Origin of the sequence: Lysinibacillus sp. FSL R5-0849, assembly GCF_038595075.1 — a bacterium.
GTDB lineage: Bacteria > Bacillota > Bacilli > Bacillales_A > Planococcaceae > Lysinibacillus > Lysinibacillus fusiformis.
This window is the reverse complement of record NZ_CP152004.1, coordinates 3,442,734-3,457,371: the sequence shown is the minus strand read 5'-3', so window position 1 is coordinate 3,457,371 and position 14,638 is coordinate 3,442,734. Positions and strand designations below refer to the sequence as shown.

The following is a 14,638-nucleotide window of genomic DNA, read 5'->3' as shown; positions in this document are numbered from 1 at the left end:
AAAATAGAGAGGATGAATGACGTTGATTCATTTATTTAAGGAATTGCAGCCTGGCGATCCTTTTGACATTCGTCTACCTCATGCATTTTCTACTCAAGAGCGTCAATTAGTAACATTATTCTATCAACCGTTAACGGGCTCAGACCCTATTAGCCTTTATTTAACTTTATGGGCAGAAGCAGAACAGATACCAAAGACGCAAATGACACATTATTATTTAATGAATGTGCTCGGTCTGCCTATTGGTAAAGTGTTTGAGGCACGTATAGCCCTTGAAGCGATTGGTTTACTACGTACATGGAAAAAAGAAAATGCTGGTGAGCGAAGTTTTTTATATGAGCTACAGCGCCCATTAGATGCGGAAAGCTTTATGAAAGACCCCTTGTTGTCGATGTTTTTATTTAGCAAAATTGGAGAGCAGGCATATCGTAATTTACGTCAACGTTTTATATACCCTGTGAGGGACGCGGATTTTAAAGATGTATCTCGTGCCTTTATAGATGTCTATAAGCCCGTTCATTCCAATATTCCATCAGATTTACAAGTGGATACGAATCGTAAGGATAAACAACAAAGGGTGTATCCTTTTTATTTGGAGCAATTTGACTTCGATCTGTTGCAAGCAGGTTTATCTGAGCAATTGGTGCCATCCAATTTACTGACATTAGAAGTTCGTGAGGCTATTGCTAAGCTGGCATTTTTATATCATTTAACAGCGCTTGATATGCAAAAAGTAGTGATTCTTGCTTTGGACGATGATTTAGGGATTTCACAAGAGCGCTTACGCAAGGCAGCTGCTGATTTCTATAAGTTAACGATGTCAAAAGAGCCACCAAAAATAGCGAGAGTTAGCGAGCCGTTGCCAGTAGAAGAAACTGGACAAAAATCAAAGGATCAGGAGCTACAACACTATTTAGAGACTACGGCTCCTATTCAAGTGTTGCGTGACATTAATAATGGGAAAGAACCTTTGCAAACCTCTGTACAACTTGCAGAAAGTTTAATTGTGCAGCACGGCATGCCGATTGGGGTAGTCAATGCGTTACTTGAGTATGTTATGTTAACAACGGATATGAAGTTACCTAAAAAATATGTGGAAACAATTGCGGATCATTGGGTTCGTAAAAATATCCAAACTGCTAAAGAAGCAATGGAACTTGCACGCCAAGAGCATGATAAATATACAACTTGGAAAAACAAACCACAAACAACCACTAAAACGAGCCAGCGAACTAAGGGACGTTCAGGACATCAACGAGAAGAAAAAGTCCCCGAGTGGTTTTATAAACGTGATGAGAAACAAGAGGAAAGTACTTCTAGCACGATAGATTTTGAAAAAGAACGTCAAAAAATATTAGAGATGCTAGGGAAAAGTGAATAGTAAAGAAGGTGAGCAACAATCGAACCTATAAATGGACCATTAAAACGAGCTATTAATGTACCCTCGTTTCAAGAACGCTATGAAGCCATGCGACGTGAAATTTTAGAAAATCCACGCGTACAAGAATTTCTAGCACGTCATGCAGATGAATTAAGCTATGATAATATCGAACGAAATTTACCTAAACTTCATGAATTTATTAGTCAATCTACGGAATGCTGTGGTTGTGATAACACAGAACATTGTACAAACTATTTAAAAGGCTTCCTTCCTACTTTAAGGGTAGTTCGGAATACAGTTGAAATTGATTATGTACGCTGTGAGCAAAAAATTAGAGAAGAAGAGCGTCGGGATGTCGCGAATATGATTGCTAGTATGCATATGCCCAAAGATGTGCTTCAAGCAACGATTCACGATTTAAGTATTGATGATGAGTCTCGAGTGATGATTGCCCAAAAAGCAGCGCAATTTGTTAAAGCGACAAAAGAATCAGGTCATTTACCATCAAAAGGTTTTTACTTATACGGTAAATTCGGCGTAGGGAAGTCTTTTGTACTTGGTGCACTTGCCAATGAATTAGCGTCTATTAAAATACGTTCAGTTGTTGTCTTCGTGCCAGAATTTTTACGGGAAATGAAAAATGCTATTGGCGATAATACATTGAATGAAAAAATAGACTATATTAAAAAGGCTCCTGTTTTAATGCTCGATGATTTAGGGGCAGAAACAATGACCGCATGGACAAGGGATGAAATTTTAGGGACTATTTTCCATTATCGAATGGCTGAACAATTGCCAACGTTTATTACATCTAATTTTAATTATGGAGAATTAGAGCACCATTTAGCCCAATCGCAAAAAGGTGATATTGAGGTTGTCAAGGCGGGCCGTATAATGGAGCGTATTAAAGCCTTAACAGAGCCAATTGAAATGCGTGGCAATAACCGTAGGATGTAACATTGGTAGTTGCATTTTTCGACAATCGAGCGTATACTGACTCATATACTAAATATCAATATGCATTGATGAGGACATGAATTTTGTGTATCAGCTTCTAGAGAGGGAAGTCAACGGCTGAAAGCTTCCTAGTATGAACGCATCATTTACTACCTACTGAGCAGCGAAAGGGATAATCTTTCGCCGGTCCCTAGCCCGTTAGCTAGCCTTGAGCTTCGTCTGACTTGATAAGTCGGAAGGAAGAAGGGTGGAACCACGAGCATACGCTTCGTCCCTTTCCTGAGGGACGGGGCTTTTTTTATTTTGTGGAGAGATCTTGCTCAATTCGAGTTGAAGAGCGCTCATATAAGCAGCCGTATCACTTGATTCATTAGTCAACATTTCATCAATCATTATGTATTCAACCATAACAAAGGAGTGTAACGAATATGTCAGAAATGATTAAATTAACTTTCCCAGATGGTGCTGTAAAGGAATTTGTAAAAGGTACATCAACAGATGACGTAGCCTTATCAATCAGCCCTGGCTTACGAAAAAAAGCTTACGCAGGTAAAATTAATGGTGTATTAGTAGATTTAAAAACACCAATCGAAGAAGATGCTGCCATTGCCATTATCACACAAGATGATGCAGAAGCACTTGAAATTTTACGTCACTCAACAGCCCACTTAACTGCACAGGCAATTAAACGTTTATTCCCTGATGTAAAGCTTGGTATTGGTCCTGTTATCGATGGTGGATTCTACTACGATATTGATTCTCCTACACCAATCACTGCCGAAGATCTACCAGCAATTGAAAAGGAAATGAAAAAAATTATTGCTGAAAATCTAGAGGTAGAACGTAAAAATGTAAGTCGTGCGGAAGCACAAGCAATGTATGAAAAAATTGGCGATGAATATAAATTAGAATTACTAGAAGCAATCCCTGCAGATGAGCAAGTGTCCATTTATTATCAAGGGGAATTTTTCGATCTTTGCCGTGGTATTCACGTACCATCTACTGGTAAACTTCGCGAATTCAAGCTGTTATCATTAGCAGGTGCCTATTGGAGAGGAAACTCTGATAACAAAATGCTACAACGTATTTATGGTACGGCGTTCTTCAAAAAAGAAGAATTAAAACATCACCTACAAATGCTAGAAGAAGCAAAAGAACGTGATCACCGTAAAATCGGGAAGGAATTAGAGCTATTTACAACTTCTCAAAAGGTCGGCCAAGGTTTACCACTTTGGTTACCAAATGGTGCAACAATTCGTCGTGTTATTGAGCGTTATATCGTCGATAAAGAATTATCTCTTGGGTATAAGCATGTTTATACACCTGTATTAGGTTCAAAAGAGCTTTACCAAACTTCAGGTCACTGGGATCATTACCAAGATTCTATTTTCCCACCAATGGAAATGGACAACGAGACATTAATTATGCGTCCAATGAACTGTCCTCACCATATGATGGTTTACAAAAATAGCATGCATTCTTACCGTAGTTTACCATTACGCATTGCAGAGCTTGGTACAATGCACCGCTATGAAATGTCAGGAGCAGTTTCTGGCCTACAGCGTGTACGTGGAATGACTTTAAACGATGCACATATCTTTGTTCGCCCAGACCAAATTAAAGCAGAGTTCCAAAAAGTAGTGCAGTTAATCTTAGAGGTGTATAAAGATTTCGATTTAAATGATTATTCATTCCGTTTATCGTATCGCGACCCTGCAGATACTGAAAAATACTTCAATGATGATGCTATGTGGGAAAAAGCACAAAGCATGTTAAAAGAAGCAATGGATGAGCTTGGCTTAGATTACTTCGAGGCAGAAGGTGAAGCAGCATTCTATGGCCCTAAACTGGATGTGCAAGTAAAAACAGCGATTGGTAAAGAAGAAACTTTATCAACTGTTCAGCTAGACTTCTTATTACCAGAACGTTTCGATTTAAGTTACGTTGGAGAAGATGGCAAACCACATCGTCCAGTCGTAATTCACCGCGGCGTTGTCTCAACAATGGAACGTTTCGTTGCATTCTTAATTGAAGAATATAAAGGTGCATTCCCAACTTGGTTAGCTCCAGTGCAAGTAGAAGTCATTCCAGTATCGAATGAAGCTCACTTCGATTATGCAAAACAAATTGAAGAGCAATTAACAGCAGCGGGCTTACGTGTGGAAATGGATGATCGTGAAGAAAAATTAGGCTATAAAATCCGTGAAGCACAAATGAAAAAGATTCCGTATATGCTTGTCATTGGTGATAAAGAAGTTGAAGCTAATGGTGTAAATGTTCGCCGTTATGGCTCTAAAGATTCCGAAACAATTAGCTTTGAGAATTTCCTAGCAGCTATAAAAGCGGAAATTACAAAATAATCTTTCATAAAAAATCTCACTTGCATAAGTGAGGTTTTTTGTATAAAATGAATCTTGCTGTTGTATAAATTATTTAAGATTAGGTCAATCTAGGTATGATAAGAAAATTAGTGTTTGACAGCTTATCATATACATGCTAATATAATTAAGGTTAATGAATACAAAGTTTGTGGTTGAAGTAGAGGCTGCCCGCTTCTCACCTGATACAACGCTTTAAAGGCTGTGAACAGGTATGACACGTTGAATTGTTTTGCGTAGACTTGCGCATGCACATATAGCGGGCGGACATCTTCAAAAATGTCCGTCCTTTTTTTATGGACATGACAAGAGGATGTACCGTTCAACCGGGCAAGGCTTTGCCCAAACCATGTATTCGCGACAACTACTTGGAGGTGGATTACTATTAGCAAAGACATGTATGTAAACGAAGGCATTCGCGCACGTGAACTTCGATTAATCGATCACAATGGTGACCAGCTTGGTGTAAAGACACGTAATGAAGCGCTAGAAATCGCCGCTCGTGTAAACTTGGATCTTGTCCTTGTGGCCCCTCAAGCCAAGCCGCCAGTCGCTCGTATCATGGACTATGGTAAATTTAAGTTTGAACAGCAAAAGAAAGACCGTGAAATTCGTAAAAATCAAAAGGTCATCGTAATGAAAGAGGTTCGTCTGAGCCCATCAATCGATGAACATGATTTCCAAACGAAGTTACGTAATGCGATTAAATTCCTTGAAAAAGGCGATAAAGTAAAATGTAGCCTACGTTTCAAAGGTCGTGCGATTACACACAAAGATATTGGTCAACGTGTGTTAGATCGTTTTGCTGAAGCTTGTGCTGAAGTATCAACGGTAGAACAAAAACCGAAGATGGAAGGCCGAAGCATGTTCTTAGTTCTTCAACCAAAGAACGAGAAATAATATTAGACGAACAGTTTAGGAGGAATTCGACATGCCAAAAATGAAAACTCACCGTGGAGCTGCGAAACGTTTCAAAAAAACGGGTTCAGGTAAATTAAAATATGACCGTGCTTATGGAAGCCACTTATTCGCTAACAAATCTACGAAACAAAAACGTCACCTACGTAAAGCAAACATCGTTTCATCTGGTGACTTCAAACGCATCAAATCTTTACTTGTTTACATGAAATAATTGACTACAAAAATACTAACATTCATTTTTTAATGAAAAGCAGGAGGTAATTCATATGCCACGCGTAAAAGGCGGAACAGTGACGCGCAAACGTCGTAAAAAAGTATTAAAATTAGCTAAAGGTTACTATGGTTCAAAACATACATTATATAAAGTTGCCAACCAAGCAGTAATGAAGTCAGGTCAATATGCATACCGTGACCGTCGTCAGAAAAAACGTGATTTCCGTAAATTATGGATCACTCGTATTAACGCAGCTGCTCGTATGAACGGTCTTTCTTACAGCCGTTTAATGCACGGTTTAAAAGTTGCTGGTATCGAAGTTAACCGTAAAATGTTAGCTGACCTTGCGGTAACTGATGCTGCTGCATTCACTCAATTAGCAGACGCTGCTAAAAAAGCTGTAGCTAAATAATATTTGACCCAGTTAAATATTATTTCTCCACCGAAAGCGGATGCGACAGGTGTAAAAAAGGCTGATGGATTTTTCCATCAGTCTTTTTTGTGTTAGATTAATAATATACGTTTGTTAATAAAGGAGTAGAGAATGGGACAAGCATTATTAGCTTATATGAGTATTATATCGATGGTGTTACTCATTTTAATGGGTATGGACAAATCACGTGCTAAAAAGCATGAATGGCGTATTGCAGAGCGTACTTTGTTTACACTAGCCATCGTAGGAGGGGCAGTAGGCGGAGTGCTTGGCATGTATTTATTCCGTCATAAAACACGCCATAATAGTTTTGCATTTGGATTTCCTCTACTTGCAGCCATCCAAATATTTATTATCGTACAGCTTTGGATATAAATGAAAACATTTTAAAACACATCCTCATCAAGAGGATGTGTTACGCATAAGCTGTTCAATGGGCTGCTTCCAATTGATTTTCGCACTTGGATAATTCAATAGAATTTCTTGCTGTAAATATTCAAAGTCGCCTTTTGTAAAGCCCTGCAATGTTGCAGTATCACGTGCACCAACAAAAATAGTGACAACCTCGAAGGCATCCTCAGTGGTGCCTAAGTATTTTTCGCCTTCAAAAAGAGCACTCTTATAGGAAATAAAGAAATTTTTCCGGACGTTTTTAACGTCATCATAAAAGTAATATTGGCCTTTTTCATAGGCTTCATCAAGTTTGCGTTTAGGATCAGTTATATAACGAATCGCTTTATAAAATACATAAATAATAAGCGCAATTACAGCAAGTCGAATAAGTAACGGCAACATGTTTAAATTTCCCCCTTGAAGAAAGGTTATTCTTTCCTATACGATTAGGGAGGTCAAATAGTTTCACTTTTATTTAAATATTTTTTAGAAATTTAGGAGAAAAAAATGAATATACAACAATTGTTTATGATGCAAAAAGAGCTGGATGATTTTATTGAGCAAACTCAAAATATTCAGCAAGATGTATTTCAAGAAAAAGGACTAGCATTAATGGTAGAGCTAGCTGAGCTAGCCAATGAAACGCGCTGCTTTAAATTTTGGAGCACAAAAGGGCCATCAGCACGAGAAGTCATTTTAGAAGAATATGTGGATTCTATTCATTTTATCCTTTCCTTAGGCTTATTAAAGAACTATACAACAATCGAAAAGTGGCCAGTGATAGAAGAACAGAGACATTTAACAGCAACATTTTTAGAGACACAAGGTGCTATTTTAGCATTTATCCAACAACCGACAGAGGATCGATATCTAGCAATTTGGCAATGCTATGGTTTACTTGCGTACAATCTTGGTTTTACCTTCGAAGATGTAGTTCGTGCGTATATTGAAAAAAACGAGGAAAATTATAATCGTCAACGGACAGGATATTAAATAATTAAGAAATACACCAATTTTCAGACGATTAAGCTAGGAATATTTCGGTAAACGAAGTATAATAAAATAGATACAAGACGTAGGAGGCAAAAGGATGACACAACTAGATCCAACATTACAAATGTTTAAAGATTTAACAGATGCAAATGGTATTGCAGGCAATGAACGTGCACCACGTGAGGTCATGAAAAAATATATTGCACCATATGCAGATACTGTAGAGACAGATAACTTAGGTAGTGTAATTGCTAAAAAAGTAGGCGATGAAAACGGTCCTAAAATCGTCGTGGCAGGACATTTAGATGAAGTAGGCTTCATGGTTACACAAATTGATGACAAAGGCTTTATCAAATTCCAAACAGTTGGTGGCTGGTGGAGCCAAGTTATGCTAGCACAGCGCGTTACAATTACGACACGTAAAGGCGATGAAGTAATTGGGGTTATCGGTTCAAAACCACCTCATATTTTACCTGCTGATGTGCGCAATAAAGTAGTAGACATTAAAGATATGTTTATTGATATTGGTGCCGCTTCTAAAGATGAAGTGCTTGAGTGGGGCGTACGTCCTGGCGATATGGTAACACCATATTTCGAATTTAATGTGATGAAAAATGAAAAATATCTATTAGCAAAAGCTTGGGATAATCGCATTGGTTGTGCCATTGCTATTGATGTAATGAAAGCTTTACAAAATGAAAAACATCCTAATATTCTTTATTCAGTAGGAAATGTGCAAGAAGAAGTTGGACTTCGTGGAGCTAAAACGGCAACACATAAAATCCAACCGGATATTGGATTTGCAGTTGATGTAGGTGTAGCGGGAGATACTCCAGGAGTAACAGCTAAAGAATCAACTAGTAAAATGGGGGCAGGCCCTCAAATCGTTGTGTATGATGCATCTATGGTATCACACCGTGGCTTACGTGAATTCGTATTAGACGTAGCGGACGAGAACAATATTCCATACCAATTTGAAGCAATGGCTGGCGGTGGTACAGATGCTGGCTCTATCCACGTAACAGCAAATGGCGTACCAGCATTATCCATCGGTATTGCGACACGCTACATTCATTCACATGCAGGTATCCTACATCGTGATGATTATGATAATGCCGTAAAATTAATGGTGGAAGTCATTAAAAAATTAGATCGAGATGCAGTCAATAAAATTACATTCGATTAATTGAATGGAAAAAACTAAATAGAATTACATGCGGTTTGCCTTCTAACTAAAATGTTAGGAGGCTTTTTTTATTAAAAAAGGAATCGCAACGATTTAACATAGTAGTTATGAATATAAATCATAAGTACATGTTATGAGTACGATGAAAATGAAACGAAAATACTATATTTAAAAATTATTTTTATATGGTATAATTTCCTATAAAAGGAGTGGATTTATTTGGGAATTCGAAAAACAATCAAGTTTTTACTATGTTTATCTATTAGTTTATGCCTTCTAACTTATCCAAGTATTTCATTAGCTGAAACACTTGATACTAATAGTTCTAGTGATATTGATACGGGTATAGCAAACTTGAATTACAACAACAGGGAAATATTAGCAGTCAATGGTGACAGGGTTGATAGCTTTGTTCCTAAAGAAGGAGTTAGCTCAAATGATAAATTTATAGTGGTGGAACGTAACAAGAAATCACTGACAACCTCACCAGTGGATATATCAATTATTGATTCTATGGCGAATCGAACATATCCAGGAGCATTACAACTTGCCAACCAAGCTTTTGTAGACAATCAACCTAACTTATTGGTGGCTAAAAGAAAACCATTAAATATTAGCATTGATTTACCTGGTATGAAAAGGGAAAATACTTTGACTGTGGATAATCCGACATATGGAAATGTATCTGGTGCAGTGGATGAGTTAGTGTCTACTTGGAGTGAGAAGTATTCCACAACACATACTTTGCCTGCAAGACTACAATATTCAGAATCTATGGTTTATAGCAAATCTCAAATAGCAAGCGCTTTGAATGTAAACGCTCAAGTTCTCGACAATTCGCTGGGGATTGACTTTAATGCGATTGCGAATGGAGAGAAAAAAGTGATGGTTGCGGCATACAAACAGATTTTTTATACCGTAAGTGCTGAATTGCCTAACAATCCATCAGACCTTTTCGATGATAGCGTTAATTTTGCAGAGTTAACTCGTAAAGGAGTAAACAATGATGCCCCTCCTGTTATGGTGTCGAATGTAGCCTATGGGAGAACCATTTATGTGAAATTAGAAACAAGCTCAAAGAGTAAGGATGTACAAGCTGCTTTTAAAGCATTACTGAAGAATGCTAATACGAATGTAGAAACTAGTGCACAATACAAGGATATTTTTGAGGAAAGTTCCTTTACGGCTGTAGTATTAGGCGGAGATTCACAAAAGCATAATCAAATTGTCTCAAAGGACTTTAATGATATTAGAGAAGTAATTAAAGATAATGGAGAATTTAGTCTTAAAAATCCAGGCTATCCAATCTCATATACAAGTGTTTTCTTAAAGGATCATTCAATTGCTGCTGTTCATAATAATACAGATTATATCGAGACGACAGCTACGGAATATTCTAAAGGAAAGATCATCCTCGATCATTATGGTGCATACGTTGCTCAATTTGAAGTAGCTTGGGACGAATTCTCATATGATGAAAATGGAAATGAAGTATTAACCCATAAAACTTGGGATGGCAATTGGAAGGACAAAACCGCTCATTTCTCTACAGTCATACCGCTTCCGGCTAATTCAAAAAATATAAGAATTTATGCAAGAGAATGTACAGGTCTTGCATGGGAATGGTGGAGAACGGTTATTGATGAATATAATGTTCCAATGTCTAATGAAATCAAAGTCTCCATTGGAGGAACTACATTATACCCAACAGGTAGTATCGAGTAAGTAGCAATATATAAAGGTAATGACATGTATAAAGAAATTTTACCTCCTAACAAATTATTGTTAGGAGGTTTTTAACGCTTTCAAATTCTTTCAATAACTGCTCTCCCTTTTCTTTCTTTATTCTTAACCCTTTTCTTTCTTTATTCTTAACCCCTTTCTTTCAGTGAATTTCTACAAAGAATTCAATCGTAAAAATGGTTGATATGAATAAATATTCAAATTGACGAATTTTTGTCACATTTAATATTTCCTTAATAAAATTATAAAAATTCATTTGATTTTATATTTATGCATGTTATACTGATTTCAACAGCAATGATACAAGGAGCGAAGGCCATGAAATTACTCGAAGAAGTACAGCTAAAGTTAGTTTCTAGTTTAAAAGGAAAAGACCTATTAACTTTGCTAGACTATACAAGTCAAGAAGTTGCAGAACTTATTGAATTAGCAACACAGCTTAAAATGATTACCAAAGAGGGGAAATGCCCAAGATTATTAGAAGGCAAAACACTTGGTATGATTTTTGAAAAACATTCAACGCGTACTCGTATTTCATTTGAAGTCGGTATGAATCAGCTAGGTGGAAAAAGTATGTTTATGCATGCGCGTGATTTACAAATAGGTCGTGGTGAATCCATTTACGATACAGCACATGTCTTATCAGGCTATTTGGATGGCATTATGATCCGAGCAAATTCCCATGCAATGGTGAGGGAACTAGCAGAGCATGCAACTATTCCTGTTATCAATGGATTAACAGATATTTATCATCCATGCCAAGCTTTAGCGGATTTAGAAACAATTGCAGAGAACAAAGGTTTTTTAAAGGGGCTTAAAATTGCCTATGTGGGAGATGGCAACAACGTAGCACATTCTTTAATAGTTGCTTCAGCACATGTTGGGATGAATGTAGCTGTGGCGACACCAGCGGGCTATGAATGTGATGCGGAAGTTATCGCTAAAGCACAAGCAATTGCCGCGGCAAATGGCAGCACGATTCTGGTGACACATGACCCTGTGGAAGCGGTATTAAATGCAGATGTTGTTTATGCAGATGTTTGGACATCAATGGGGCAAGAGGAAGAAGCAGCAAAACGTTTGCAAGATTTTGCAGATTACCAAATTAATGATGAGCTTGTAGCGTATGCAAAACCGAACTACATGTTTCTGCACTGCTTGCCAGCACATCGTGAGGAAGAAGTGGCAACATCTGTTATTGATGGCCCTAATTCTTATATTTTTGAGCAAGCTGAGAACCGACTTCATGCACAGAAAGCAGTTCTTGCATCGATTCTAGCGTAAAATGTGACCTTTATTTTCGGGGTGAGAAGTACAATAAATAGAGTTTACATGGGCAACAGAGGGTGCCTATGTGAATAACATACAGTGGCTGACAGACAGAGGGATGTTCACCACGCGCGATGCTTGTTGTCAAGATGGATGGCTACATCGCTACATAGTTAAGTAACCTGGGAGACGCTGGGTTACTTTTTTCTTTTGTATCGAGGGGTATAGGACTAAAAACTAAGTTTTCCTATAAAATATAGAGAATATAAAGAATTATTTATATAATAGAGTAACTAAGGAGTGAAGGGATGGAATTCACATGAATATAGATCATATCGAGGCTTTTTTATATGTTGTCCATTATAAGAGTACGCATAAGGCAGCCAGCGCCTTGTTTCTTTCTCAACCGACTGTGACTGCACGCATCAAATCATTGGAGCGGGAGCTAGGGGTTGAGTTATTTTATCGAGAGGGACGAAGTGTAACCTTATCAGATAAAGGCAAAGATTTCTTACCTTTTGCGACTCAAATCGTACAAACATTTCAGCAAGGAAAGAAGCAATTGGAAAAGACACAGGAAACAGATGATGTATGTATTGGTGCAAATGGCGTAACAGCCCAATATTTTTTAGCGTATGCGTTGCCTAAATGGAAAGAACAATTTCCTAATTTACGTTTTCAATTGGTGACAGGTTCAACAGCTACTCTATTAGAGAAATTAGAGAGTCACCAAATTCATGTAGCTTTTATTCAGTATGTGCACAGAGAAGGGATATTCAACGAGTTATTATTAGATAATGCGGTGAAGCTTGTGAAGCATTGTGAACACCCATTACCACAATATGAATGCATCGAAGCGAAAGAATTGGCACAACAGAAGCTGGTGTTTTTTGAGTGTGGAGCGTTTGATTGGAATTATGTGCATAAAATGTTCGACATAAAGGGTGTAGCAGCCAATATAGAGGTTCGAACCGACCATTTAGAGGTCGCTAAGGCTTTCATTCGCACAAAAAACTATATTAGCTTTTTACCACAGCTTTGTGTCAAAAATGAACTTGAAAGCGGCGAATTTATTGAAGTAGATATCAAGCATTTACTGGATATGAATCAACATATCTTCCTAACTTATAAAAATAAAGATGCATTGACTTCAGCTTTTTGGGAGACAATCTGTCATACAGCGAAGGATTTTGAAAGGGTACAAATGGTGGAGTGATAAAATTTTTTATATAAACGCTAAATTTTTTCTATTACTGAACCTATTGCAAATTGTCTGAATGAACTGTAATATCATTCTCAATCCAAATTTATTTATGAGTGATCGTAAATAAATATTTTTTTAACACTAAAACATACTTAACCACTATGTTTAGTAAAAAATAAAAATGAGGAGGAATGGATATGGCTAGACAAGACAAAATTCGTTTTGGAGCAATTATTCACGGGGTAGGTGGTAATATTTCAAGTTGGCGTCATCCCAAGGTAGCGAGCAATCAAAGTGTCAACCTACCTTTTTATATTCAACAGGCACAAAAGGCAGAGGAAGGGAAATTTGATGTTGCTTTTATTGCGGATGGCTTATTTATTAATGATAAATCGATTCCTCATTTTTTAAATCGTTTTGAGCCTATTACGATATTATCAGCATTGGCTGTAGCAACTAACAATATTGGGTTAGTTGGAACGGTATCGACTTCCTATAGCGAACCATTCACAGTGGCACGCCAGTTTGCTTCTTTAGATCATATTAGTGCAGGGCGTGCAGGCTGGAATGTTGTCACTACTCCTTTAGAAAGTACTGCTTTGAACTACAATAAAACGATTGAACAACATCCTAGTCATGCAGAACGCTATCAAATCGCTGAAGAATATTTAGAGGTTGTCAAAGGTTTATGGGATTCATGGGAAGATGATGCCTTTATCGCAGATGCCGAAAACGACCAATTTTTTGATCCAGAAAAATTGCACACGCTACATCATAAAGGGCAGTATTTTTCAGTCCAAGGTCCACTTAATATTGGACGAACAAAGCAAGGTCAGCCAGTTATATTCCAGGCTGGTGCATCTGATGCCGGGATTCGGTTGGCTGCCAAGGATGCAGATGCCATTTTTACACATGGAGCATCTATTGAAGAATCTCAAAAATTTTATAAAAGAGTAAAAGCAGAGATTGCAGCATTTGAGCGAAATCCAGATGAGGTAAAGATTTTTCCAGGTATTTCCCCAATCATTGGCGATACAGTTGAGGAAGCAGAGGCAAAATACCAGGAAATTGTTGAATTAGTTTCCATTGACCGTGCTTTGGCTTATCTTGGACGTTATTTTGATCATCATGATTTTACACAATATGATGTGGACGCACTGTTTCCTGAGCTAGGTGATATTGGAGCCAATAGCTTTAGAAGTACGACTGATTATATTAAAAGCTATGCTAAGCAGGAGGGACTTACATTACGTCAAGTCGCTTTACGTGAGGCGACTCCTAAAACAGCATTTTTTGGAACGGCAGAGCAGGTGGCAGATCTTGTACAGGAATGGTTTGAGCAGGAGGCCGCAGATGGCTTCATAATCGGTGTAACGGTACCAGGTGCCTTAGAAGATTTTGTTGATAAAGTAGTACCGATATTACAAGCTAGAGGACTTTATCGAGAAGACTATGAAGCAGATACATTGCGTGGGAATTTAGGTTTGCCATTTAAAGAAAGCCGATACATCAAACAGTCTGTCTAAAAACCGAGTAAATTTATTTGAATAAGTGAAATTAAGGAGG

General features: G+C 37.6%; 15 protein-coding genes and 1 other annotated feature. Of the genes, 13 read left to right on the top strand and 2 right to left on the bottom strand.

What is annotated here, in order from left to right:
• Nucleotides 1-16 precede the first annotated feature (16 nt).
• Together MKY80_RS16995 and dnaI are read left to right on the top strand one after the other, a co-directional pair.
• Nucleotides 17-1,381, top strand: a complete 1,365-nt coding sequence (locus MKY80_RS16995) for a DnaD domain protein (protein WP_008176875.1) — start codon at nucleotides 17-19, stop codon at nucleotides 1,379-1,381.
• A 27-nt stretch (nucleotides 1,382-1,408) separates the two neighbouring features.
• Nucleotides 1,409-2,338 carry a primosomal protein DnaI gene (gene dnaI, locus MKY80_RS16990; protein ID WP_225316173.1) on the top strand — a complete coding sequence of 310 codons (930 nt, stop codon included), beginning with the start codon at nucleotides 1,409-1,411 and terminating at the stop codon, nucleotides 2,336-2,338.
• 198 nt (nucleotides 2,339-2,536) lie between these two features.
• On the opposite strand, the gene MKY80_RS16985 is transcribed toward dnaI, so the two are convergent.
• Nucleotides 2,537-2,731, bottom strand: a complete 195-nt coding sequence (locus MKY80_RS16985; protein WP_089985711.1) for a hypothetical protein — start codon at nucleotides 2,729-2,731, stop codon at nucleotides 2,537-2,539.
• Nucleotides 2,732-2,766: 35 nt separating this feature from the next.
• Here MKY80_RS16985 and thrS point away from each other — a divergent pair, with 35 nt between their 5' ends.
• From thrS to MKY80_RS16960, 5 genes are all read left to right on the top strand, one after another.
• A complete protein-coding gene (gene thrS / locus MKY80_RS16980; protein ID WP_089985712.1) occupies nucleotides 2,767-4,698 on the top strand; it encodes a threonine--tRNA ligase in 1,932 nt (643 codons plus the stop codon).
• A 170-nt stretch (nucleotides 4,699-4,868) separates the two neighbouring features.
• Nucleotides 4,869-5,017 (top strand) — a sequence feature (ribosomal protein L20 leader region).
• Between the two features lie 95 nt (nucleotides 5,018-5,112).
• Complete coding sequence (gene infC / locus MKY80_RS16975; protein ID WP_008179268.1) at nucleotides 5,113-5,616, top strand: translation initiation factor IF-3; 504 nt, start codon at nucleotides 5,113-5,115, stop codon at nucleotides 5,614-5,616.
• Nucleotides 5,617-5,647: 31 nt separating this feature from the next.
• Nucleotides 5,648-5,848 carry a 50S ribosomal protein L35 gene (gene rpmI / locus MKY80_RS16970; RefSeq protein WP_004226312.1) on the top strand — a complete coding sequence of 67 codons (201 nt, stop codon included), beginning with the start codon at nucleotides 5,648-5,650 and terminating at the stop codon, nucleotides 5,846-5,848.
• A 55-nt stretch (nucleotides 5,849-5,903) separates the two neighbouring features.
• Nucleotides 5,904-6,263, top strand: coding sequence for a 50S ribosomal protein L20 (rplT, locus tag MKY80_RS16965; RefSeq protein ID WP_004226314.1), 360 nt, complete (start codon nucleotides 5,904-5,906; stop codon nucleotides 6,261-6,263).
• Nucleotides 6,264-6,395: 132 nt separating this feature from the next.
• The gene (locus MKY80_RS16960) at nucleotides 6,396-6,659 is read left to right on the top strand and encodes a DUF1294 domain-containing protein (protein WP_008179262.1); all 264 of its coding nucleotides are present in this window, start codon (nucleotides 6,396-6,398) and stop codon (nucleotides 6,657-6,659) included.
• A 27-nt stretch (nucleotides 6,660-6,686) separates the two neighbouring features.
• Here the strand turns inward: MKY80_RS16960 and MKY80_RS16955 are convergent, their stop codons facing one another.
• On the bottom strand, nucleotides 6,687-7,079 hold the full coding sequence (locus MKY80_RS16955) for a sigma-w pathway protein ysdB (RefSeq protein ID WP_089985713.1): 393 nt from the start codon (nucleotides 7,077-7,079) through the stop codon (nucleotides 6,687-6,689).
• A gap of 105 nt (nucleotides 7,080-7,184) precedes the next feature.
• Here MKY80_RS16955 and MKY80_RS16950 point away from each other — a divergent pair, with 105 nt between their 5' ends.
• From MKY80_RS16950 to MKY80_RS16925, 6 genes are all read left to right on the top strand, one after another.
• Nucleotides 7,185-7,670 (top strand): dUTP diphosphatase, encoded by a 486-nt coding sequence (locus tag MKY80_RS16950; protein ID WP_008179258.1) that lies wholly within the window; start codon nucleotides 7,185-7,187, stop codon nucleotides 7,668-7,670.
• A 97-nt stretch (nucleotides 7,671-7,767) separates the two neighbouring features.
• Nucleotides 7,768-8,856, top strand: a complete 1,089-nt coding sequence (locus tag MKY80_RS16945; protein ID WP_008179256.1) for a M42 family metallopeptidase — start codon at nucleotides 7,768-7,770, stop codon at nucleotides 8,854-8,856.
• A gap of 213 nt (nucleotides 8,857-9,069) precedes the next feature.
• On the top strand, nucleotides 9,070-10,581 hold the full coding sequence (locus MKY80_RS16940; protein WP_107922399.1) for a thiol-activated cytolysin family protein: 1,512 nt from the start codon (nucleotides 9,070-9,072) through the stop codon (nucleotides 10,579-10,581).
• A 336-nt stretch (nucleotides 10,582-10,917) separates the two neighbouring features.
• Entirely contained in the window at nucleotides 10,918-11,883 is a 966-nt protein-coding gene (gene argF, locus MKY80_RS16935) for an ornithine carbamoyltransferase (protein WP_043990574.1), read from the top strand.
• A gap of 304 nt (nucleotides 11,884-12,187) precedes the next feature.
• Nucleotides 12,188-13,084, top strand: a complete 897-nt coding sequence (locus MKY80_RS16930) for a LysR family transcriptional regulator (protein ID WP_008179249.1) — start codon at nucleotides 12,188-12,190, stop codon at nucleotides 13,082-13,084.
• Nucleotides 13,085-13,269: 185 nt separating this feature from the next.
• Nucleotides 13,270-14,598: an LLM class flavin-dependent oxidoreductase gene (locus MKY80_RS16925; RefSeq protein ID WP_043990573.1), complete on the top strand. Its 1,329-nt coding sequence runs from the start codon at nucleotides 13,270-13,272 to the stop codon at nucleotides 14,596-14,598.
• The last annotated feature ends 40 nt before the right edge of the window (nucleotides 14,599-14,638 follow it).